Annotated in this window: 20 protein-coding genes; 16 read left to right on the top strand and 4 right to left on the bottom strand. The window is 67.0% G+C overall.

The window, feature by feature from the left end:
• Positions 1-295: 295 nt before the first annotated feature.
• Positions 296-1,333, top strand: a complete 1,038-nt coding sequence (locus WNB94_RS16365; protein ID WP_341391441.1) for a putative solute-binding protein — start codon at positions 296-298, stop codon at positions 1,331-1,333.
• Positions 1,334-1,408: 75 nt separating this feature from the next.
• Here the strand turns inward: WNB94_RS16365 and WNB94_RS16360 are convergent, their stop codons facing one another.
• Positions 1,409-1,621, bottom strand: coding sequence for a hypothetical protein (locus tag WNB94_RS16360; protein ID WP_341391440.1), 213 nt, complete (start codon positions 1,619-1,621; stop codon positions 1,409-1,411).
• A gap of 932 nt (positions 1,622-2,553) precedes the next feature.
• Here WNB94_RS16360 and priA point away from each other — a divergent pair.
• Positions 2,554-4,677 (top strand): replication restart helicase PriA, encoded by a 2,124-nt coding sequence (gene priA / locus WNB94_RS16355; RefSeq protein ID WP_341391439.1) that lies wholly within the window; start codon positions 2,554-2,556, stop codon positions 4,675-4,677.
• A 33-nt stretch (positions 4,678-4,710) separates the two neighbouring features.
• On the opposite strand, the gene WNB94_RS16350 is transcribed toward priA, so the two are convergent.
• Positions 4,711-5,538, bottom strand: a complete 828-nt coding sequence (locus WNB94_RS16350) for an HDOD domain-containing protein (RefSeq protein ID WP_341391438.1) — start codon at positions 5,536-5,538, stop codon at positions 4,711-4,713.
• Between the two features lie 218 nt (positions 5,539-5,756).
• Here WNB94_RS16350 and WNB94_RS16345 point away from each other — a divergent pair, with 218 nt between their 5' ends.
• The 4 genes from WNB94_RS16345 to WNB94_RS16330 are packed head-to-tail and all read left to right on the top strand — an operon-like array spanning position 5,757 to position 9,379.
• Positions 5,757-6,461, top strand: coding sequence for a hypothetical protein (locus WNB94_RS16345; RefSeq protein ID WP_341391437.1), 705 nt, complete (start codon positions 5,757-5,759; stop codon positions 6,459-6,461).
• Positions 6,462-6,476: 15 nt separating this feature from the next.
• The gene (locus WNB94_RS16340; protein ID WP_341391436.1) at positions 6,477-7,433 is read left to right on the top strand and encodes an alpha/beta hydrolase; all 957 of its coding nucleotides are present in this window, start codon (positions 6,477-6,479) and stop codon (positions 7,431-7,433) included.
• Positions 7,434-7,466: 33 nt separating this feature from the next.
• On the top strand, positions 7,467-8,729 hold the full coding sequence (locus WNB94_RS16335) for a PAS domain-containing sensor histidine kinase (RefSeq protein ID WP_341391435.1): 1,263 nt from the start codon (positions 7,467-7,469) through the stop codon (positions 8,727-8,729).
• On the top strand, positions 8,726-9,379 hold the full coding sequence (locus tag WNB94_RS16330) for a response regulator (protein ID WP_341391434.1): 654 nt from the start codon (positions 8,726-8,728) through the stop codon (positions 9,377-9,379). The genes WNB94_RS16335 and WNB94_RS16330 overlap by 4 nt, the downstream gene beginning before the upstream one ends.
• A gap of 15 nt (positions 9,380-9,394) precedes the next feature.
• Here WNB94_RS16330 and WNB94_RS16325 read toward each other — a convergent pair whose 3' ends face one another.
• Positions 9,395-9,976, bottom strand: a complete 582-nt coding sequence (locus tag WNB94_RS16325) for a helix-turn-helix transcriptional regulator (protein ID WP_341391433.1) — start codon at positions 9,974-9,976, stop codon at positions 9,395-9,397.
• A gap of 255 nt (positions 9,977-10,231) precedes the next feature.
• On the opposite strand from WNB94_RS16325, the gene WNB94_RS16320 reads away from it, so the two are divergent.
• The 10 genes from WNB94_RS16320 to WNB94_RS16275 all read left to right on the top strand — a co-directional run bounded on the left by WNB94_RS16320 (position 10,232) and on the right by WNB94_RS16275 (position 21,500).
• Positions 10,232-11,902, top strand: coding sequence for a trypsin-like peptidase domain-containing protein (locus WNB94_RS16320; RefSeq protein WP_341391432.1), 1,671 nt, complete (start codon positions 10,232-10,234; stop codon positions 11,900-11,902).
• Between the two features lie 12 nt (positions 11,903-11,914).
• Positions 11,915-13,246, top strand: coding sequence for a serine/threonine-protein kinase (locus WNB94_RS16315; RefSeq protein ID WP_341391431.1), 1,332 nt, complete (start codon positions 11,915-11,917; stop codon positions 13,244-13,246).
• 24 nt (positions 13,247-13,270) lie between these two features.
• Positions 13,271-13,981: a hypothetical protein gene (locus WNB94_RS16310; RefSeq protein WP_341391430.1), complete on the top strand. Its 711-nt coding sequence runs from the start codon at positions 13,271-13,273 to the stop codon at positions 13,979-13,981.
• A gap of 132 nt (positions 13,982-14,113) precedes the next feature.
• Entirely contained in the window at positions 14,114-15,514 is a 1,401-nt protein-coding gene (locus tag WNB94_RS16305; RefSeq protein ID WP_341391429.1) for a CmpA/NrtA family ABC transporter substrate-binding protein, read from the top strand.
• Between the two features lie 8 nt (positions 15,515-15,522).
• Positions 15,523-16,407: a nitrate ABC transporter permease gene (gene ntrB, locus WNB94_RS16300; protein WP_341391428.1), complete on the top strand. Its 885-nt coding sequence runs from the start codon at positions 15,523-15,525 to the stop codon at positions 16,405-16,407.
• On the top strand, positions 16,397-17,281 hold the full coding sequence (locus WNB94_RS16295; protein WP_341391427.1) for an ABC transporter ATP-binding protein: 885 nt from the start codon (positions 16,397-16,399) through the stop codon (positions 17,279-17,281). The genes ntrB and WNB94_RS16295 overlap by 11 nt, the downstream gene beginning before the upstream one ends.
• 31 nt (positions 17,282-17,312) lie before the next feature.
• Entirely contained in the window at positions 17,313-17,777 is a 465-nt protein-coding gene (locus WNB94_RS16290; RefSeq protein WP_341391426.1) for a nuclear transport factor 2 family protein, read from the top strand.
• A gap of 20 nt (positions 17,778-17,797) precedes the next feature.
• The gene (gene cynS / locus WNB94_RS16285; protein ID WP_341391425.1) at positions 17,798-18,241 is read left to right on the top strand and encodes a cyanase; all 444 of its coding nucleotides are present in this window, start codon (positions 17,798-17,800) and stop codon (positions 18,239-18,241) included.
• 86 nt (positions 18,242-18,327) lie between these two features.
• Positions 18,328-21,114, top strand: a complete 2,787-nt coding sequence (locus WNB94_RS16280; RefSeq protein WP_341391424.1) for a PAS domain S-box protein — start codon at positions 18,328-18,330, stop codon at positions 21,112-21,114.
• A complete protein-coding gene (locus WNB94_RS16275) occupies positions 21,111-21,500 on the top strand; it encodes a response regulator (RefSeq protein ID WP_341391423.1) in 390 nt (129 codons plus the stop codon). The genes WNB94_RS16280 and WNB94_RS16275 overlap by 4 nt, the downstream gene beginning before the upstream one ends.
• Here WNB94_RS16275 and mltA read toward each other — a convergent pair whose 3' ends face one another.
• Positions 21,501-22,754, bottom strand: coding sequence for a murein transglycosylase A (mltA, locus tag WNB94_RS16270; protein ID WP_341391422.1), 1,254 nt, complete (start codon positions 22,752-22,754; stop codon positions 21,501-21,503).
• Between the last annotated feature and the right edge of the window lie 101 nt (positions 22,755-22,855).

Here is a 22,855-nt window from a genome sequence, read left to right as displayed (position 1 = left end):
GGTGAACAAAGAATGCGGCTGGTGCACCTCGCACCCGCTGTAGCATTCAAGCAGGATATCAGGCTAAGGGAAGCGACGCCGGCGCGCCCTAGGGTGATTGCCAGTATGGCGTGGCATATTCCGCAGGCCTCGGGGGGCTCCCCTCCAAACAAGGGGGTGGGTAAACCCATTTACCGACCCAAATTTAACGTATCGCGTCACGGCGAGTTGTTTTCATCCCGCGCAAAATGGCGCTCACCCAACGCGTGGGTGCTTGCCCACCTTGGGTGGTGCGGGTGCGATCAAAGGAGTTCAAATGCGTCAAATGTTTCAACCTGTGCTGGTGGCTGCGGTGCTGGCGCTTTCGGGTGCCGGGGTGCAGGCCAAGCAGAAGGTGTGTGTCTTCGACATCCTCGGCGCCAACGGCGATGCCTTCAACACGGCCAAAGATTACGCGCTCGAGATGCAGCGACACGGCGCCGATCTGGAGCTCAAGGTCTACATCGATGAGCGTGTGGCGGTGGAAGACTACCGCACGGGGCAGTGTGATGCGGTGATGGCCACGGCCCTGCGCACGCGCGCCTTCAATCCCCTGACCGCCGCGCTGGACTCGGTGGGCGCCTCCACGATCGTCAAGGACGGCCGACTGGACATGGCCGCCAGCGAAGAGGTGGTGCGCCGCGCCATCCAGACCTATGCCTCGCCCAAGGCCGCGCACCTGATGGTGCAGGGCGGGCACGAGGTGGGGGGCATTGTGCCCATGGGGGCGGCTTATGCGTTCGTCAATGATCGCGCCATCTCCAACCTGGAGGCGGCCTCTGGCAAGCGCGTGGCGGCGTTCGACCACGACAAGGCGCAGGCCGAGCTGATCAGCCAGGTGGGGGCCCGTCCTGTGGCCGTGGACGTCACCAACTTCGGCACCATGTTCAACAACGGCAATGTGGACGTGATCATGGCGCCTTCGCTGGCGTACAAACCGCTGGAGCTCAACAAGGGCCTGGGCACCAAGGGGGCGGTGCACCGCTTTCCCCTGACCATCCTCACGTACCAGATGGTGTTTCGTCCTGACCGCTTCCCCGCCGGCTACGGGCAGAAGTCGCGCGAGGTGTGGTTGAGCCGCTTTGACCAGGTCTTGCAGCTGACGCGGCAGGCCGATGCCGCGATCCCGGCGGCCTTGTGGATGGACCCCAGCCCAGCCGATGCGCAGCGTTATGTGCAGTTGATGCGCGACGGACGCATCGAGATGGCCAACAAGGGTTTTTATGACAAGCGTGGCTTGAAGATCCTCAAGCGCCTGCGTTGCGACGTGTACCCCGGTGCCGCCGAGTGCAGTCTGCCCACCGAGAACTGGTGAGGCCGGCGCCTGCGCAGGGCCATGAAAAAAGCCTCCCGGGCGGGAGGCTCATGCGGCGCAGGCCACAGGGCTGAATCAGCCCAGGGCGGCCAGGTCGGCGTTGACCTTTTGCAGCATCTCGTCGGTGATCAGGCCACCCGAGAACTTGGCCACCATCGACAGGGCGAAACCTTTGCCCATGCCGATCTGGGGGTGGGTGGAAATGCCGGGCATGTGCTTTTCCAGGATGGCCTTGGTGGCTTCGTTGTCGAGCAGGTCGCCGAGTTTGGATTCGATGGAGAAGCTCATCGTGTCTCTCTCAAAATGATGATGGGTTGAACGAATGCACCCGGCAGGTGGCGACCTGCTGGGGGCGCTTGACTAGCATACCTGTTTCTGACGGCGGCTGACGCAAGCGGCAGGCATTTTCGTACGGTCGTTCGAAAGTTCTTTGATGCGTAGCACAAAAATCGGGTGCGAAAGTGCGTGAACGCGCCGAAGTTTGTGATAGCAGAAGCTCACTTATCCCCAAAACAGGGCAAGCGGGCGCCGGAGCCTGTGCATGAATTCATCCCCATGGCCACAGCCCGAGAAAATGGCGCAAGTCATTGATTGACAAGGAAATTTCGTTTTCTTGTCGATGTGCGCCAAGTGCGTGAAAACCCGTGGGCTGATGGGCGCATCGCGCGATGCCCCAGGTTTGCCCACAAAGTTATCCACAGCTTGGTTGCCAAACTTGTGCCCAAATGAATCAAGCACTTAGCGAGCACATCTGCAGCCACGCATTGCATTGTCGAGGCTAAAGCCTTGATCCACGGTCTGGCCATCTGGCCATGGGGGCGGTCATGGATGCCGCGGTGAGCCGGCCAGGCGTGACGCAGTTCACGAACGCTGACAAGCCGTGTCAGACAAGCGGCAACTAGGGATTACCCTTGCATCAGGCGGTGACTGTTGCGCTTATCCCCATTTTTGTTCGAGCGGGTGCACCGCGCTGGGGCAAGGGCTGTGTTATGCCATATGCGAACGGCGAACGCGCTAAGTGCTTGATTCATATAGGTGTAAAACGATTGCCTCATCTTGAGGCAATCCAAGGCAAACCCCGGTCTGACAAGCATTTAGCGCGCATTTGCAAGGCTTTCCCACAAAGTTGTCCACAGCCACCGGGGATAAGGGGGAACCCCGCCAGAATCAAGCACTTGTCATCAACAGTTCATGGCTCTGTCAGAATTTCACCGACACGCATGAACCCCACCGACCCGCCCCAGCACCGCGTCGGGGTGGTCGTCGAGGCCCCCCAGCACAGCGGTCTGTGGGCCCCGCTGGACTACCTCAGCCCTCAACCTCTTTCGCCAGGCAGCCTGGTGCGGGTGCCCCTGGGCCGCCGCACCGTCACCGGCATGGTGTGGGCCCTGGCCGCACCAGCAGACGACGGGGCCGCCTACGCGGGCGAGCTCAAACCCGTGGCAGAGGTGCTGGCCGATCTGCCGCCCTTGCCCGATGACTGGCGTGCCCTGGTGGCGTTTGCGGCCCAGTACTACCAGCGCAGCCTGGGCGAAATGGCCCTGATGGTGCTGCCACCCGAGCTCAGAGAGCTCGATGCCACGCAGTGGCAGCGGCGTCTCAAGCGTTTGCACAAACGTCTGGCGTCGGGCGAGGGCCTCGACCCCGAGGCCGCGTCCCCGCCATCCTCGCCATCGTTGACCCCCCAGCAGGCGCAAGCCCTGGACCGCCTGGCCGACGGCCCTGCGCAACCCCATTTGCTCTGGGGCAGCACCGGCAGCGGCAAGACAGAGGTGTACCTGCGCCAGACCGAGCGGGTGCTGCAAGCCGGTGGCCAGGTGCTGATGATGGTGCCCGAAATCAACCTCACGCCACAGCTGGAAGCCCGTGTCGCGGCGCGCTTTGCGGGGCGGCGCATCGTGTCGTTGCACAGTGGCCTGACGCCCGCACAGCGCCTGCAGGGTTGGTTGATGGCCCACCTGGGGCATGCCGACATCGTGCTGGGCACGCGGCTGGCCATCTTCACGCCCCTGCCGCGCCTGGGCCTGATCGTGGTCGACGAAGAGCATGACCCCAGCTATAAGCAACAGGATGGGGCGCGCTACTCTGCCCGCGACCTGGCCGTCTACCGTGGCCGGCAGCGCCAGGTGCCGGTGCTGCTGGGCTCGGCCACCCCCAGCCTGGAGACCTGGCACAACGCGCTGCCCGTGGCCGAGGGCGGCGCTGGACGCTACGGTCTGCTGGCCATGCCCGCGCGCGTGGGCGACGGACAGATGCCCGCCGTGCGTGTGCTGGACTTGTCGCGTGAGCCCAAGCCCCCCCGGGGCGAGTCCGCCCCGCCCCTGGCCAGCCCGTTGCTGGCCGCCATCACCGAACGCATCGAGCGTGGCGAACAAAGCCTGGTGCTGCTCAACCGACGGGGTTACGCCCCGGTGCTGCATTGTGGCGATTGCGGCTGGAAGAGCGGCTGCCCGCACTGCAGCGCCTGGCGCGTCTTTCACAAGGCCGACCGCACCCTTCGGTGCCACCACTGCGGCTACACCGAGCGGGTGCCGCGTGCCTGCCCTGATTGCGGCAATCAGGACATCGCGCCCGTGGGCCGGGGCACCGAGCGCCTGGAGGAGCAACTCGCCGAGGCCCTGCCCGGGGCCCGCATTGGCCGCATCGATGCTGACGTGACGCGCCACAAGGGGGCGCTGGAGGCGCAACTGGCCAGCGTGCACGCCGGCGAGGTGGACGTGCTGGTGGGCACGCAAATGGTGGCCAAGGGCCATGACTTCCGGCGCATCACGCTGGTGGCGGCGGTCAACCCCGATGCCGCGCTCTTTGCCAGCGACTTTCGCGCGGCCGAGCGCCAGTTCGCCTTGCTGATGCAGGCGGCGGGGCGGGCTGGCCGAGACGCACAGGTGGCGGGCCACAGCGAGATGTGGCTGCAGACCTGGCACCCCACCCACGCCCTGTACCAGAGCCTGAGGCAGTACGACTACGCCGGGTTTGCCGCGCAGCAGCTCAAGGAGCGGGCCATGGCCGGCTTGCCGCCTCACGCCAGCCTGGCCATGCTGCGCGCCGAGGGCAAGACCCAGGCGGCGGCGCAGGGCTTTTTGCAAGCGGCCTTGCAGGCGGCGCAAGACCACCTGGCGTCCACGGGAGAGGCATCGCCCCTGGCGCTGTACCCGCCCGTGCCCACGCCGGTGCAGCGGGTGGCCAACATCGAGCGGGCCCAGGCCCTGATCGAGTCAGCCCACCGCCTGGCACTGCAGCGTCTGTTGCAGCACCTGCAGCCCGTGTGGCTGGCCCAGGCGCAAGAACACCGCCGCAACGGACTGCTCCGCTGGGCGGTGGACGTGGACCCGTTGGCGATCTGATCGCCAGGGCCGGGGCCGCTGGGTTGCCTAGGCTCAGCTCAGCAACGCCTCCAGGCCCTCACACAGTTCGGCCAGGGGGGGCATCTCGGTCAGGAAGGTCTCGGGGCTCAGGCCCAGGGCCTTGCACACATCGCCAGGCACCGTGGCGGCCATTTCGTCCTGGTTCAGGCCATTGTGCTCGGCACGGGCACGCCAGGCCGCCAGGTGGATGCAGGCGGCCACCTGATTCAAGGGCTCCGTGGTCAGCGGCTCGGGGAAGTTGGCGATGGCGTCGACGAACGCCGTGGGAAAGCGCCACTGCTTGGCCAGCTCGGCGCCCACGTTGGCGAAGGTGTAGCCAAACGAGGTGCGCTCGATGTCAATGCGGCGGGCGTCCATGGGCGAGGCCATCTTGTCGATCTGCAGCATCTGCTCGGGCATGCCGGCGTGCATCACCAGCTCACCGATGGCATGCATCAGTCCCACCGTGAACGCCTGATCGCGGTTGACCCCAGCCTGTTTGGCCACCCAGCCTGCCACGGCGGCCGTGTGCATGCTGTAACGCCAGAACTTCTGAAGGTCCATGCCCGGCATGGACTTGTAGCCGCCGGTCAGGCCCGAGCTGATCACCAGCGTGCGCACGGTGACAAAGCCCAGCATGGACAGCGCGTCATTGACCGTGCCCACGGTGCGTGAGACATGGTAGTACGCCGAGTTGGCCAGGCGCAGCAACCGGGCGGAAAGCACCGGGTCTGCGGCCAGTTTCTTGGCGATTTCATCAATCGACACGTCCTGGTTGTTGAAGCTGTCAATCAGCTCATGGACGATCTTGGGAATGGCCGGAAGGGCCTGCGGTTGCTTGAACAGTGCATCGAGCTGCATGATTGCCAGCCTCCATCTCGAAAGGAACCAGGTGGGTCTGATCCACAAACGCCAACCCGAGGGCCGCACGTTGTGGCAGATTGAACGCTTATCGACCCTGTTGGCCGTGGACTTGAGCATCGCCGATGGGAAAATTTTCGAGCGGTGGAAATGCGCCCCTGCACACCCCGCATTTCTGACGCTTGCACCGTGATGCACGTCACGATCGGAGACCACACATGCTGATGTGTCAAGGTGTTTGCCTGCGGCCAAGCCTGGGTGGCCTGGCCCTGCCCCTGGCTGCCGCCCTGCTGGCATCGCCCAGCTGGGCGCAGGCGCCAGCCGCCAACCTGCTGGTCAGCTGGCGGGTCTCGGCCCAGGCCGAGCAGCGCCAGGTGGCGGCGCAGGTGGCGCAGGGCCTCACGGTGCAGACGGGCCGTCGCCAGCACGACCAGGTGCAGTCGGTGATGGTGCTCAACGGCGGGCAGGCCCGCGTGTTCATGGGGCGCAGCGTGCCGGTGAACACCTGGCAGCTGGCCTGGCAAGGCGGGGTGGTGCCTGGCGCCACCCCCGGCGCCACCCCTGGTACCAACCCCCAGGCCTGGGCCGTGACCCAGACGCACTGGGTGGACCTGGGCGAGGGGCTGACCGTGCGCCCGCGCTGGCCGGGCGGGCGCGGCCCCGTCACGGTCGAGCTGGAGGCCAGTGCCCGGCGGCCGGTGCCTGCCGGCGACCTCACCATGGCGGGCGGTGGCGCCTACGAGCCCGACGGACAGAGCCGGCGCACCGAGGTGCTCAGCACGGTCACCGTGCCTCTGGGAGAATGGACCGTGGTGGCCCGCCGGGGCGAGCAGGTGCAGCGCCAGCAGGCCGGCACCTGGTCCACCCGGCAGATCGACCACAGCGCCCAGGAGGTGCTGGAAATCCGTGTCAGTCTGCCCTGAACCCTCTGATTGCCCATGACCGCACCTCAGCAACCCGACGAACACCCCTTCACCACCGCCACACGTGCCCTGATGGACGGCATCCAGCGCGCGGGCTTTCCGCCCCTGCACCAGTTGCCGCCCGAACAGGCCCGCCTGTCGTACCGCCTGGGTGTGGGCTCGATGAGCTTGCCCCTCAGGGACCTGGCCCGGGTGGAAGACTTCCGGATCCCGGGGCCGGCCGGCGACGTGCCTGCCCGCCTCTGGGCCGACACCACCGCCCCGGGCCAGCCCGTGTTGCTGTACCTGCACGGCGGCGGGTTTGTCGTGGGCGGCATCGACACCTGTGAGGCCATGTGCCGAGACATCGCGCACCACAGCGGTGCGGCCGTGGTGGCCATCGACTACCGTCTGGCGCCCGAGCACAAATACCCCGCCGGGCTGCACGACGGCATGGCCGCCCTGGCTTGGCTGCACGAACACGGCGGCACGCTGGGGCTGGACACCCGTCGCCTGGCCGTGGGTGGCGACAGCGCTGGCGGCACCCTGGCATCGGTGCTGGCGCTGCACGCCCGCAATGAAGGCATCCCCCTGGCCCTGCAACTGCTGTTTTACCCCTCGGTGCAGCTGGGCGGGGTCACCGAGTCCTTCCGGCGCTACTCGCAAGGCACCCTGCTCACCGAGGCCCTGATGCGCTGGTTTGAACAGCAGGCCCGTGGCGAGCGGCCCGCCCAGCGCTGGCATCGCGAGCCCCTGCATGCCGATGACCACCGAGGGGTGGCGCCGGCCTGGATCGGGCTGGCCCAGTGTGATGCCCTGACCGACGAGGGCCACCAGTACGCCGAGCGCCTGAGGGCGGCCGGCGTGCCCGTCACGGTGCGCGAGTGGCCCGGCGTGCTGCACGACTTCATCAACATGGGCCGGTTTGTTCCCGAGGCCGCCCAGGCCCACCAGGCGGCCGCCGAGGCCTTGCGCGCGGCCTTTGGGGCTTGACGGCTCGCTGGCGGGCGGCACCCGGCACGGCTCTTGCTGCCACCCGCCGGCATGGACCACCTGCCCATCAGTGCCCGCGCGGCGTTCGTCGACCCTGTCCCGCTGCCCCCCTCCGATGAGCGGGTCGCGGCGGTCTGGCGCGACCGCCTGCGCCTGCTGCTGGACAGCACCGGCGAAGGCATTTACGGCGTCGACACCGAGGGCCTGTGCAGCTTCATCAACCCGGCGGCCGCCCGCATGCTGGGCTACGAGCTGCACGAGGTGCTGGGCCGCAACATGCACGACCTCACGCACCACACCCACCCCGACGGTGCGCATTACCCGGTCGAGCACTGCCCCATCTTCCACGCCTTCCGGGCCGGGGTGGCCTGCCGCATCGACAGCGACGTGCTGTGGCGCAAGGACGGCACCGCCTTCCCGGTGGAGTACACCTCCTACCCCATCCTGGACGGCGGGCAGGTGCTGGGTGCGGTCGTCACCTTCGTGGACATCAGCGAGCGCAAACGGCAAGAGCAGTTGCTGCGCCAGTCCAACGAAACCCTGGAGCGGCGGGTCACCGAGCGCACCCAGGCGCTGACGCAGGCCGTCAATCAGTTGCGTGAGCTGCAGGCCCACATCGAGCGCGTGCGCGAGGGCGAGCGCACCCGCATCGCCCGCGAGATCCATGACGAGCTGGGCAGCCTGCTGGTGGGCATGAAGATGGACCTCAGCTGGCTTGAAAAGCGCCTGGACGGCCAGCCCGAGCTGCGCTGCAAGTGCCAGAACATGCGCGGCCTGATCGACAACGCGGTGACCAACGTCGGGCGCATCATCACCGACCTGCGCCCCTCCATCCTCGACCACCAGGGCCTGTGGGCCACGCTGGAATGGCAGGTGCAGGACTTCATCGACAGCAGCGAGCTGCCCTGCGAGGTCAGCATCGACGTGCCCGGTGGCCTGCCCTCGCCGGACGGGCCGCTGGCCACCGCCGTGTTCCGCATCTTCCAGGAAATGCTCAGCAACGTGGCGCGCCACGCCCAGGCCACCCAGGTGTGCATCCGCATCCGGGCCACACCGGCCGAGCTGACCCTGCTCGTCAAGGACAACGGCAAGGGCGCCCCGCCCAGCGCCTTCGAGTCCCACGATGCCTTTGGTGTCATGGGCATGCGCGAGCGTGCCGGGCACTTCGGGGGCTGGGTGCAGATCAGCAGCGAGCCCGGGCTGGGCACCCAGGTCATCCTCAGCATGCCCCTGCGGGCGCCCGCGTCGGCACCGTCCCAGCGGCCTCGCTTCGGTTACCGGGAGGCAACCACATGAGCACGAGCATCCGCGTCTTGCTGGTCGACGACCACGTCATCGTGCGCCAGGGCCTGCGTCAGGTGCTGGGGGATGCCGAGGGCATCGAGGTGGTGGACGAGGCCGCCGATGGGGCCGAGGCCCTGCGCGCGATCCGCACCCGCATGGACGAGGGGCTGGACGTGGTCTTGCTGGACATCGCCCTGCCAGGCCGAGACGGGCTGGATGTGCTCAAGCAGATCAAGGCCGAGTACCCACGCCTGGGCGTGGTGATGCTCAGCACCTATCCCGATCGGCAGTTTGCGGTGCGCTGTCTGCGCGCAGGGGCGCAGGCCTACCTCAACAAGAGCGCCGACCCCGACGACATGGTGGCGGCCATCCGCAAGGTGGCTGCCGGTGGCGCCTACCTCACGCCCACGGTGGCCGAGCTGCTGGCCACCTCCATCAGCGAGGTGGCCGAGCGACCACCCCACGAGGCCTTGTCGCAGCGCGAGCACCAGGTGTTTCGCCTGCTCGCTGAAGGGCGCAGCGTCAGCCAGATCGCGCAGGCGCTCAATCTGTCGCCCAACACCGTGTCCACCTACCGCGCCCGCATCCTTGAAAAAACCGGGGTGCGCAACGATGTGGAGCTGGCGCTGTACGCCGTCAAACAGCAGGTGCTGATGGTGTGACGGCCTGGTGAGGGCTCACCGGCCCAAGGCCAGCAGCACCAGGTCGAGCTGCCGGGTGCATCCCGTCTTGGACAGCAACTCGTGCAGGTGGCTGCGGACGGTGCCCACCTTCACCTGCAAGGTGGTGGCGATGTCGTCGACGCTGCGTCCCTCCACCAGCAGCTTCAAGGTGTTGCGCTGCGCCAGGGTCAGCGCATAACGGTTCACGAGGTGCGCCAGTTGCTCGTCCGTCCAGGGGTGAGGCAACTCCAGCGCAAAGACCCAACGCGCCAGCGGCCACCATTGGCGGCAGGCGGACGCGCTGTCCAAGGGCGTCAGCTGCACGGTGCCGATCACCGGGCGTTCGCCCCGGTGCGCCCAGACCAGTCGGCGGGCGGGCTCTGCCGCGGCCAGCAAACGCTGCCATTCATGTGCAGGCATGTGCCCCACGCGCCACACCTGCTGATGGTCCTGCTGGTGGTGGACATGAAGCCAGCCCTGATCCTGGGCCGCCAGTGCGCGGGCCGCCGAGCTTGCAAACTCGATGCGACCATCACCCTGCAGCAGCCACAGTGGCGTGGGCAGCATGTCCAGCACTTCCCTGAGTGCGTGTCCCATGTGTTCTCATCCCGCGGGGGATGGGGTCATGACCCGTGCAGCGCCTGCCCACCCCGATGCCTGATTTGGTGAAATCCAGTGTAGCCATCCTGGCCCGGTGGATCAATGGGCCGGGCGGATCAGGCGGCGGCGCGCTGGCCGTTTTCATTCCCTCGAACCAGGGGGCGCCACCAGGCATCTATCAATTGATAGATGCGTCACGCCGCGTCCACTTCTCTAATGCACCAAGGCGTTCAAGCATCAGGGATACAGGGCATGACACTCCAACGGCTCACCGTCCACGTCATGGACGGGCAGGCGCAGGTCCAAGAGTTCGTATTCCCGGCCGACCGGCAAGAGCCGATCGTCATCGGGCGTGAGCTGGGTGCGCACATCAAGTTCAGCGACAACCACGATGTCGTGAGTCGTCGGCACGCGCTCATCCACCTCAAGGCGGGCGCCGATCCGGTCACGCTGACCGACCAGGGCAGCAGCAACGGCCTGTTTCTCAACGGCACGCGGGTGTCGGGTGTGGCGACGCTTCAGCACGGAGACGTCATCAGCCTCGGCGAAGGTGGGCCACGGCTGACCTTGGCCTTTGATCCCGTCCCACCCGAGCAGCCCAAGGCCACGCGCGTCATCCGGGCTGCAGCGCCCACGCGCGTGATCAGCGTGGACCAGACCATCCCCATGCCTGCCGTCACGGCCGCCAGCAACCGCCGCACGGAAGGCGGTGGCACGGCGGCAACGCCGATGCCGCCAACGGACAAGTCCAGACCACGCTGGGTGCCAGTGGCCTTGATGACCGCCTTGATCGCGGTGGGCGTGATGGCCGGCCTGTACGTTCGGCCCTCTGCCGGTCCCGAGGGCGCGGCCAACGCCCTGCCGCCAACGGCGGCAGGCATGCCCACCCACGAATCACTGGCCGAACGCGTGGCCAGCCAGTATGGGCCGGCCACGGTCAAGATCGAGGTCAGCTGGAAGCTGGTGCACAAGGCCACCAACCAGACGATCTTCCACGAGCATGAACGCATCACCCTGAAAGACGGGCAGGCCATGACCTTGCCTGTCTACATCCAGCACCGCGATGGCTCGGTGGAGCCCAAGCTCACGCTCAACGCCGCCAAGGGGCGCGCCATCGGCTCCACGCACACGGGCTCCGGGTTCGTGGTGTCGCCCGATGGCTTCATCCTCACCAACCGCCACGTGGCGGCATCGTGGCAGACCGACATGCCCGAGATCCTCAGTTGCCCTTGTCTGCTGGTTCTGAGCGGCGGTGAAAAACACGTGCTGGGCTCGGTCACGCCGCAACTGCGCAGCGCCGTGGGGCAATGGGTGCCGGCGCGCAGCACGTCGCTCGGCGGGGGCTCCGGATCGGGCATTCGGGGCGGCGCCGTGGGGCAGTTGCAGGTGCTGGACGTGGTCTTCTCCCGGTCCAAAGACCGGCATCCGGCGAGGTTGGTCAAGGTCTCCGATGCCCACGATGTGGCCTTGATCAAGATCGACACGCCCAGCAAGCTGGTGGCGGTGGATCTGCCCGCACCGAACGAGGTGGCCTCCCTCAAAGAGGGGCAGGATGTGGTCGTCATGGGGTACCCGGCGGCGGCGCCAGAGGTGTATCTGCAGACGGCGTCTCAGGATCCCTTCAATCGCAAGGCCACCATCACCGACGTGCCCTCGGTGACCGTCAGCCCGGGGGTGGTCAGCCGGGTGATTCGCGGCACACAAGATCGCAAGGACGGGCAGTCCGAAGCCTACGTCAGCACGGTGGGCGACGCCTATCAACTGGACATCAACGCCACCGGGCAGGGCAACAGCGGTGGCCCCATGTTTGATCGCCAAGGGCGTGCGGCAGGCATCTTCTTTGCCGGCAACAGTCGCTTGAGCTTTGCCATTCCCATCAAATACGGCATGGACTTGCTGTCGCCCCAGACCAGCGTTGACTGACGGGACCACACGATGACGGTGTTGGACACGCTGGGCAGACATTACGCCAACGTCACACCGCTGGGTCAGGGGGCGATGGGCACCGTCTGGCGGGGCACCGACCGCGTGCTGGAGCGCGAGGTGGCCATCAAGGTGATGCGCCCCGACATGGCTCAACAAGACGGGCTGCCAGAGCGGTTCATGCTTGAGGCCCGTGCCCTGGCGCGCCTGAGCCATCCCAACATCGTCGCTGTGCATCGGGTGCTCCAGGAGGATGGCCTTTTCTGGATAGAAATGGAGTACGTCGCGGGCACCCCGCTCGACGTGAAGCTTCGGCAGGAGGGCGCCTTGCCCTGGCCGATGGCCGTCGGGCTGGTGATTCAGGCCCTCCGGGGCCTGGAGGTGGCGCATGCGGCGGGCATCGTGCACCGTGACATCAAGCCCGGCAACGCCATCGTCACCCCGCAAGGCGCCCTCAAGCTGATGGACTTCGGCATTGCCCGCGTGCAGCAAGCCACCTCACTGACGCGCACCGGCTACGCACTGGGCACCGTGGCCTACATGGCCCCGGAGCAGATCACCACGCCGCACCTGGTGGATGAGCGCACCGACCTGTACGCCATCGGCATCCTGTTGTACGAACTCTTGTCCGGCCACGTGCCCTTTCGGGGCAGCACCGAATACGACATCCTGGAGCAGCAGGTGCGTGCCACGCCGCCGCCCTTGGTGCTGTCCGGCCAGCAGCCCCCGGCGGCGCTCATGAGCCAGCTGACGAAGGTGCTCTCCAAAGACCCTGCGCAACGCCATGACAGCGCGCAGTGCCTGCGTGCTGCGCTGGAATCGGTGCTGGCCGCCCCTTCGCCTGATCCGCCTGCGCCCCAACCGGTCGGGCGCCTGCCCTCGGGCTGGCGCCGATGGGCCGGCATGGGCGCGCTGGCCCTGACGCTGCCCTTTGTGCTCACCACCTTCTTGACCCGCAAGCCCGCCATCGACCAGCCCCCGCCCACTGCGGCGGCGGAGGCCCCCGTGCCCCAGGTCTCCAGCGTGGTCCTGCCATCCACCACCGCACCACTGCCCGCCCCGCCCAGCGTGGATCTGGGCCTGGGGCCCTCGACGCGTGTGCCCGATGCGTCGGCACCACCCGCCCGCCCCGTCAGCAAGCCGCCTGCTCGATCCTCGCCCGCGCGTGTGGCGCAGGCGGTGGCCGACCCCTGTGATGCCCTGAGAGCGGCGGTGCGCCGTCACGAGCGTGACGGTGACCTGGGGCGCGCCATCCAGGCCACCGGCCAGGCGCTGGATGAGGGGTGCGACCGCGCCTATTTTTTGAGCCGGCGGCAGGCCTTGGTGAGGCGCTTGCGCCCTTGAATGTCCATCTCACAGGAGCTACCCATGATGAATCGTGATGCCATGTCGTTTCGCACCCTGAGGCTTTGCAGCGTGGTGCTGAGCGTCGGCGTGCTCAGCAGTTGTGCCACACCGGGCGGGCAGGGGCCTCAGGCCTCCGGGGCACCGCAGTGCTTCTTCGAGACCATGGGGGCCTCCTTGCTGTGTGGCGCCGTGGCCGATGGCAACAACCGTGTGCGGGCCGCATTGGTGTGCGCAGCGGCGGCTTATGTGGGCTGCCAGTTTGCCAAGTCCTACACCGCACAGCGCGTCCAGACCGAGCAGGAGGTAAAGGCCGGGTACGTCAAGGCCAACAAGCAGTTGCCGCCAGCGCCGATGGTCACAGCCTTCAGCACGCAACTGTCGCCCGACGGGAGGGTGCGCAAGCAGGCGGCGCTGGACGTGACCTCCGACCTGACCGTGGTGCCCGGGCGCAGCGGCGGGCCGGTCAAGATCGAACACGAGGTGGCCATCGTCGACAAGTACGGCACGGAGTGGTTCAAGGGCAAGCGCCAACCCAATCAGGGAGAGGCCGGCACTTACCAGACCGCATTCAACATGACGGTGCCCAAAGAGATGGAGCCCGGCGACTACCGGCTCCAGCAGGCGGTCTACCTCAATGGCGCACCGTCGGGCAGCGCATTGATCTCGCCCAAGCAGTTTCGGGTTCTGGCCGCCGTGGATGGCGAGCCCGTGCAGGTGGCCTGGCTGGACTGAGCTGCCCGGCCACCCCCTGTAGTGCCAGCCCTACAAACAAATCACCTGATTCGTGATGGCGCCGACAGGCGCGGATTCCTACAGTGAACCCATCGCTGACCTGCACCCGAGGGTGCGCACCAGGAGTCCCGCATGTCACGTTACTTCGATCCCTTCGACGCCGACCGCCCCCTGCGCCTGCAATGCGCATGCGGACAAGACCACAGCCCGGAAGAGCACAACGCGGCCGTGGCGCGTGAGCAGGCCACGCAAGAACTGCAGCGTCGCAGCGAGACCGAAGACTTCCAGACCTACGCCCGGGAGTTCATCCAGGCCAGCATGATGAAGGCCTTGTTCCCGCAAGACGACCAGCGCCGTCGCTTCTTGCGTGCGGTGGGCAAGGGCACGGCCATGGCGGCCATCTCCAGCGTGATGCCCCTCACCACGCTGGAGGCCATGGCGCAAGAAGCCGCCCCGCTGGAGAAAAAAGACCTCAAGATCGGCTTCATCCCCATCACCTGCGCCACGCCCTTGATCATGGCCCACCCCCTGGGCTTCTACAAGAAGCAGGGCTTGAACGTGAGCGTGGTCAAGACGGCTGGTTGGGCCCTCATCCGCGACAAGATGATCAACAAGGAGTACGACGCCACGCACTTCCTGTCGCCGATGCCGCTGGCCATCAGCATGGGGCTGGGCTCCAATCCCAAGCCCATGCACGTGGCCACCATCCAGAACACGAACGGGCAGGCCATCACCCTGGCCAACAAGCACAAGGACAAGCGCGACCCCAAGATGTGGAAGGGCTTCAAGTTCGCGGTGCCCTTCGAGTACTCCATGCACAACTTCCTGCTGCGTTACTACGTGGCCGAAGCGGGCCTGGACCCGGACCGCGACATCCAGATCCGCGTGGTGCCGCCGCCCGAGATGGTGGCCAACCTGCGCGCCGGCAACATCGACGGCTACCTCGGCCCCGACCCGTTCAACCAGCGTGCGGTGTATGAAGAAATCGGCTTCATCCACATCCTCACCAAAGACCTGTGGGATGGCCACCCCTGCTGCGCCTTCGGCACCAGCGGCGAGTTCATCGAGCAGAACCCCAACACCTTCGCCGCCCTGTTCCGCGCCGTGCTGACGGCCGCGGCCATGGCCCGCCAGCCCAAGAACCGCGAGCTGATCGCCAAGGTCATCTCGCCCACGCAGTACCTCAACCAGCCCGAGGCGGTGGTCAAACAGGTGCTCACGGGCCGCTTTGCCGATGGCCTGGGCAACGTGAAGAACGTGCCCGACCGCGCCGACTTCAACCCCATCCCCTGGCAGTCGATGGCGGTGTGGATGCTCACTCAGATGAAGCGTTGGGGCTATGTGAAGGGCGATGTGAACTACAAGCAGATCGCCGAGCAGGTGTTCTTGCTGACCGACGCCAAGAAGTACATGAAGCAGTTGGGCGAAACCGCACCCGAAGGCGCCTACCCCGGCTTCAAGGTGATGGGCAAGGCCTTCGATCCGGCCAAGCCTGAAGCCTACGTCAACAGCTTTGCGGTCAAGCGCACCTGAGGTCGGTCATGAGCAGCACATCCACGACATGGTGGCGGTCAGACCAGGTCAAGGCCAGCGTGCTGTCGCTGTTGATCCTGGGCCTGATCCTGGCCATCTGGCACCTGGCCACCCTGCCCAAGGCCTCGCCTGCGGCCAACCTCACGCCCGAGCAGATCGAGTACCTGCAGCTGATGGGCAAGGACCCGCTGGCCGAAGGCGGCGGTGCAGGGTCGGGCTTTCCCACGCTGGCGCAGATGGGCTCGGTGGTGTGGGGCCACATCACCGACCCCTTTTACGACAACGGGCCCAACGACAAGGGCATCGGCATCCAGCTGGCGTATTCGCTGGGCCGCGTGGCGGTGGGCTACCTGATCGCCATGGCCGTGGCCATTCCCCTGGGCTTCGTGATCGGCATGTCGCCCCTGATCTACCGGGCGCTCGACCCCTTCATCCAGGTGCTCAAGCCGATCTCGCCGCTGGCCTGGATGCCCCTGGCGCTCTACACCATCAAGGATTCGACCACCTCGGGCATCTTCGTGATCTTCATCTGCTCGATCTGGCCCATGCTGATCAACACCGCCTTCGGGGTGGCCAGCGTGCGCAAGGACTGGCTCAACGTGGCCCGCACGCTGGAGGTCTCGCGCTGGCGCACGGCCTTTGAGGTGATCCTGCCGGCGGCGGCGCCCACCATCCTCACGGGCATGCGCATCAGCATGGGCATCGCGTGGCTGGTGATCGTGGCCGCCGAGATGCTGGTGGGGGGCACGGGCATCGGCTACTTCGTGTGGAACGAGTGGAACAACCTCTCGCTGCCCAACGTGATGTTCGCCATCCTCATGATCGGTCTGGTGGGCATGGTGCTCGACCTGAGCTTTGGACGACTGCAAAAGGCGGTGACCTATGTCGACTGACCCTTCCCGAGCCTACCTGCAGGTGCAAGGCCTGGCCAAGACCTACCCTGGCGCCACCGAGGCCGTGTTCGATCAGGTCAACTTCGAGATCAAGCGCGGTGAGTTCGTCTGCATCATCGGCCATTCGGGCTGCGGCAAGACCACCATCCTCAACACCCTGGCCGGGCTCGAAAGAGCGTCTCAAGGGCATGTGTTCATGGACGGGCGCGAGGTGTCGGCCCCCGGCCTGGAGCGCGGTGTGGTCTTCCAGGGCCACGCATTGATGCCCTGGCTCACGGTGCGGCAGAACATCGCGTTTGCCGTGCGCTCGAAGTGGCCCGACAAGAGCAAGGCCGAGTTGCGTGCCCATGTCGAGAAGTACGTGCAGCTGGTGGGCCTGAGCCACGCCATCGACAAGAAGCCCTCGCAACTGTCGGGCGGCATGAAACAACGGGTGGGCATTGCGCGCGCCTTTGCCATCGAGCCCAAGATGCTGTTGCTCGACGAGCCCTTCGGTGCGCTCGATGCGCTGACGCGCGGCACCATCCAGGACGAGCTGCTGCGCATCTGCGCCGAGACCCAGCAGACGGTGTTCATGATCACGCACGATGTGGACGAGGCCATTTTGCTGGCCGACAAGATCTTGCTGATGAGCAACGGCCCGCAAGCCCGTGTGGCCGAGATCGTGGTCAACACCCTGCCGCGTGACCGCACGCGCGCGGGCCTGCACCACGACCCGCAGTTCTACCCCTTGCGCAACCACCTGGTGGATTTTCTGGTGGACCGCTCCAAGCAGCTCAGCCACGGGCGTGCGCCGGTGGAGCCGCCCGAGGTGCGCCCAGGTCTGGCCGCAGGCCTGGCACCTGCGGCGGTGTCCGTGATGGCGGTGGCCTGAACTGCAGCCATTGCCTGCCGAGGAGACAGACATGAATGAAACGCTGGCCAGAGAAGCCGCGCCCCTCTTGAAAGGAGTGCCCACCGTGAGCCGTCCCCCGCTGCCCCCGTTCACCGAAGAAACGGCCCGCCTGAAGGTGCAGATGGCCGAAGACGCCTGGAACAGCAAAGACCCCGAGCGCTGTGCGGCGGCCTACACCGAGGACTCGTGGTGGCGCAACCGCAGCGAGTTCTTCACCGGGCGCGAAGCCATCAAGGCCTTCTTGACGCGCAAGTGGGCCAAAGAGCATGAGTACCGACTCAAGAAGCGCTTGTTTGCCTTCCACGGCAACCGCATCTCGGTGTGCTTCGAGTACGAGTACCACGACGATGCCGGCCAGTGGTGGCGGGCGTACGGCAACGAGAACTGGACCTTCGATGAGCGCGGCCTGATGGCCCGCCGCGAAGCCTCGATCAACGACGTGCCGATCGCCGAATCGGACCGTCAATTCAAGTGAGTTTTTTGAAGGAGCGCAACATGAACCGCGAAGACGTGACCGACCTGATCATCGAAGCCAAGGTCAAGAAGGGCCTGAAGTGGGCCGACGTGGCCCCCAAGGTGGGCCTGAGCAAGGAATGGGTGACCGCCGCGTGCCTGGGGCAGATGGCCTTCACGGCCGAGCAGGCTGCCACCGTGGCCGAGATCTTCGGCCTGCCCGACGAGGCCAAGCTGTGGCTGCAGGAAGTGCCTTACAAGGGCTCGCTGCCCACGGCCGTGCCCACCGACCCGCTGATCTACCGTTTCTACGAGCTGATCAATGTGTACGGCACCACCTTCAAGGCGCTCATCCATGAAGAGTTTGGCGACGGCATCATGAGCGCCATCGACTTCAAGATGGACCTGCAGCGCGAGGCCAATCCGGCGGGTGACCGCGTGAACATCGTCATGTCGGGCAAGTTCCTGCCTTACAAGACCTACTGAATGACACCGGCGCGATCCTTCGGTTGACACACATCAAGCTTGTCATCAGACTGGCGTGACAACAACGCCGGTCGGCTGACAAGACCATGGACTGGATCACCAATCTGCTGGGGAGGCAGGGCTACCTGCCCCATGGGTATTGTTTCACCTGGGATCCGGGGCTTTTGTGGGCCATGGTGTCGGCCGATGCGCTGATCGCGGCGTCGTATTTCTCCATCCCCATCACGCTGGTGGCCTTCGTCAGGCGCCGGCCCCACGCGCAGTTCAACGGCATCGCGTGGTTGTTTTCCATGTTCATCGCGGCGTGTGGCCTCACCCACGTCATGGGTGTGTGGACCATCTGGCAGCCCGCCTACGAGCTGGAAACCGCCATCAAGTGGCTGACCGCCCTGGTATCGCTGGCCACGGCCGTGGCCGCGTGGCGGCTGATGCCGGCGGCCCTCAAGATCCCGAGCGCACGCCAGCTGGAAGACGCCATCGCCGCCTTGAAGGTCGAGGTGGTTCAGCGCCGGCAGGCGCAAGATCGGCTGGCCGGTGCCCAGCAGGCGCTGCTCCTGTCTTTGTCCAGTGTCGAGGCGGGTTACCTGGCGGTGGACGACGCGGGCCGTGTCACCGACCTCAACGCCACGGCCGAAGCCTTGTTCGGGCTGTCTGCGGCACAGGCCATGGGCCAGCCGCTGGAGGTGGTGGCGCCCTTGGTGCCGCCGGCCACCTGGTCGTCGCTGATCGCGGCGGTGCAGGCCGAGGCCCCAGCGCCGCCGACCGGCTCGCATCGCTTGCAGGTGCGCGCCCCGGGGGGCGTGCGCGACATCGACCTTCAGGTCGCGCCCATCCGGCCCATGGACCCGGGCGACGAAGGCCCTGGCGGCTTTGTCATGGTGTTCAGAGACCTCTCGGGCCTGCGAGAGGCTCAGGCCCAGGCCGGGCGCCTGGCCGCCATCGTGGCCTCGTCCCAGGACGCCATCATCGGCAAGACCCTTGAGGGCGTCATCACCAGCTGGAACCACGGCGCCGAGGTGCTGTTTGGCTACACGGCCGACGAGGCCTTGGGCCGCAACGTGGCCATGCTGATGCCCGAGAGCCGTGTTGAGGAGGAGCGCGGCATCATCGACCGGCTGGCCCGTGGGCTGAAAGTCCCCCCGTTCGAAACCGTGCGGCTGCACCGCGATGGTCGTCTGGTGGACGTGGCGGTCACCAGCTCGCCCATCCTGGATGCCCAGGGGCACGTCGTGGGCGCCTCCACCATCTCTCGCGACCTCAGCCAGCAGCGTCAGGCCGAGGCCATGCGGGCCAAGGGCGTGTGGCTGGAGGCCCAGATGCAGCAAATGGAAGAGGCCAACCGACTCAAGAGCGAGTTCCTGGCCAACATGTCGCACGAGTTGCGCACCCCGCTCAATGCCATCATCGGCTTTGCAGACCTGCTGCACAGCGGTGCGGTGCCGCACGATTCGCCCAAGCACCACACGTTTTTAGGCCACATCGCCAGCAGTGGGCGCCACCTGCTCACCCTGATCAACGACGTGCTCGACCTGTCCAAGGTCGAGGCCGGCAAGATGAGCTTTCACTCCGAGCCCTGTTCCCTGTCGGAGCAGATGCAGGACCTCATGCGGGTGATGCAGCCCATGGCCGATCGGCAGGCCGTCACGCTGCAGTGGCGGGTGGCCCCAGAGGTGGACGCGGTGAGCCTGGACGTGTCCCGGCTCAAGCAGGTGGTCTACAACTACGTGTCCAACGCCATCAAGTTCACGCCTGCGGGCGGAGAGGTGCGTGTGCTGGCGTTGCCTGAAGGGCCGGACCATGTGCGCATCGAAGTGCATGACACCGGTGTGGGCATCGCCGAGGCCGATCTGCCGCGCCTGTTCACCGCCTTCCAGCAACTGGACAGCACGCTGGTCAAACGTCACCAGGGCACAGGCCTGGGCCTGGCCCTCACCCGCCGCATCGTGCGGGCCCAGGGGGGCGACGTGGGGGTGCGCAGCGTGCAGGGCCAAGGCAGTGTGTTCCACCTGGTCTTGCCCCGGGTGGTGCCCGACTTTGAAGGCGTGCTGGCCGATGGCCCGGTCGAGGAGGGTGTGCGGCCGCAGGGTACGCCGGTCGCGCCGCTGCGCCTGCTGACCGTGCAGCCCCGACCCGAGGTGGCCGAGGCCTGGCGTGACGGCTTGCAGCCGCACGGCTTTGCCGTGGACCTGGTCGCTGACCACCATGCGGCCGTGCAGGCGGCCTCGCGCACCGATTACGACGCCATCGCCCTGGAGCTTCACCTGCCGGGGGGGCAGCCTTTCGAGCCATTGCAAGGCATCCGCGGCCATGCGCCCAATGCCCGCACGCCGGTGGTGGCCCTCACCTTGAGCGCGCCCGCGCAGTCGGCTGCGGGCTACCGGGTGGACGATGTGCTGGCCAAGCCGCTGCAGGCTGAGCAGATCGCCGCCGGCCTGAAGCGCGCAGGTTTGTTGCGGGGCGGGCGGCCACGGCCTGCCCAGGTGCTGGTGGTGGACGACGACCCCTTGGCGCTGGACCTGATGGCCGCCACCCTGGCCGGCCTGGGCGTGAACACCCTGCGTGCGCACAGCGGCCAGGCCGGCCTGGCGCTCCTGGGGGACGCGCCCGGTGAGGCCGTCGATGCGATCGTGCTCGACCTGATGATGCCGGGGCTGGACGGCTTCCAGTTCATCGAAGCCCTGAACGCCCGGTGGGGCCGCCACGAGGTGCCCGTGTTCATCTGGACGGCGATGATCCTGTCGCCTGCGGAGGTGGCGCAGCTGAGCCAGTCGGCGGCCGCCCTCCTCGACAAGGGGCAGGGGCCGCTGGACGCCTTGCTGGACAGCCTGCGCCGCTGGCGCGTGGGGCACGGTGACACCAGGAGCCTGACATGAGCCCGTCGCCCCAGCCGATGTCCACGCGGGTGTTGATCGTGGACGACAACGCGATGAACCTGGAGCTGGCCAGCTTTCTGCTGGAAGCGGCCGGATGTGACGTGCACGGCGCCCATGACGTGCCCTCGGCCAGGCTGGTGCTGCACCACCATGCGCCGGACCTGGTGCTGCTGGACATTCAGCTGCCCGGGGTGGACGGCCTGAGCTTCGTGAGCGAACTCAAGGCCGATGAGCGGTGGCAGGCCCTGCCGGTGGTGGCCTTCACGGCCTACGCCATGAAAGGCGACGAGCAGAAGATGCGCGCGGCGGGCTGCGATGGCTACATCGCCAAGCCCATCGATGTCGGCCAGTTTGCCCGGCAGGTGCTGAACTTCCTGCCCGGCTGATCAGCGCGCCAGGCGGTCGGGGGTGCGTCCCTGCGGCCACAAGGCCCACAGGGCCAGCGGCTGCTTGGTCTTGCCGGCAGCGCCCAGGGCCTCATCGCCCCAGCCCCAGAAAAAATCGGCCCGCACGGCGCCCAGGATGGCCCCGCCCGTGTCTTGCGCCATCACCAGCCGTCGCAGGTACTTGACCGGCAGCGGCAGGCTGCTCCAGTTCTGGGGCAGGGTGCTGTCCATCCACACGGGGGTGCCCAGGGGGATGCTGTCGCGGTCCACGGCGATCGAGCGTCCCGGGGTCAACGGCACCCCTTGTGCGCCGGCAGGGCCCACGTTCGGGTCGCGCAGCACCTCTTCCTTGAAATACACCACCCGTGGGTTGGCCCGCATCATTTCGGGCACCCGGGCAGGGTTGCGCTCGGCCCACGCCCGGATGGCCTGCCAGGAGGCCTGGTCCAGCGTGAAGGCGCCCTGGTCCACCAGCCACCGGGCCACCGAGGCATAAGGCTGATCGTTGTGACCGGCAAAGGCCATGCGCACCACGGTGGGCTGGCCCTGGGCATCGGGCTCATCGGCCAGGATCACGCGGCCAGAGCCCTGCACCTGGATCAGCAGCACGTCCAGCGGGTCGGCCAGGTAGACCAGCTCGCGCCCTTGCAGGTCGGCGCGGGCCTGGGGCAACTGTTCCAGTTCGGCCCGGGTGTAGTGCGGGCGGCGGGTGGCCAGGTCGGCCGGGGCGCGGTACAGCGGGTGCACAAACCGCCCGGTGGGCTGGCGTCGCCCTTCCAGCAGGGGCTCGAAATAACCGGTCAGCAGGCCTTGCACCTGGCCATCCGGCCCTTCAACCCGCCACGGGCTCAACTGCGACTGCACCCACTGGCGCAGCAGATCGTCGCCCATCTGGGCCCCCCATTGCGGCCCCAGCCGCCGCACCTCGGTGCACAAGGCCGTCCAGTCGGGGTGGGCCGGGCGGGCACACCCCCGGTGCAGGGCGGGCCACCAGTCGCTCACGGGGTCGGTCTGCCAGCCCGGCAGGTCGGCCCACTGCGCGGGCACCCAGCGCGATTTGGTGCGCTGCACGCTGCCGTCGGCCAGGGGCCCGGTGGGTGGCGCCGTGGGCGCAGGCCGGGCCCGAGGCGCTTCAGGCGCGCGGGGCAGGTGCAGCCAACTGCCGCAACCGGCCAGGCTGCCTACAATCAAGGCGAGGGCCAGCCAGCCGGCGGCCCGTCGGGCGGGTTGTCCATCTACACCAGAGAGCATCATGTGGTTGATTGTGCTTGAAGCCTTGGCGGCCCTGGCCGTCTTGTTGTTCCTGGTCTGGTGGACCATGTTTTCCGGCCGCCGCCGGGGCGAGCCTGGGCTGG

This window comes from Aquabacterium sp. A3, assembly GCF_038069945.1.
Classification (GTDB): Bacteria; Pseudomonadota; Gammaproteobacteria; order Burkholderiales; family Burkholderiaceae_C; genus Aquabacterium.
The sequence above is the reverse complement of the archived record's forward strand: the minus strand, read 5'-3'. Positions and strand labels throughout refer to the sequence as shown.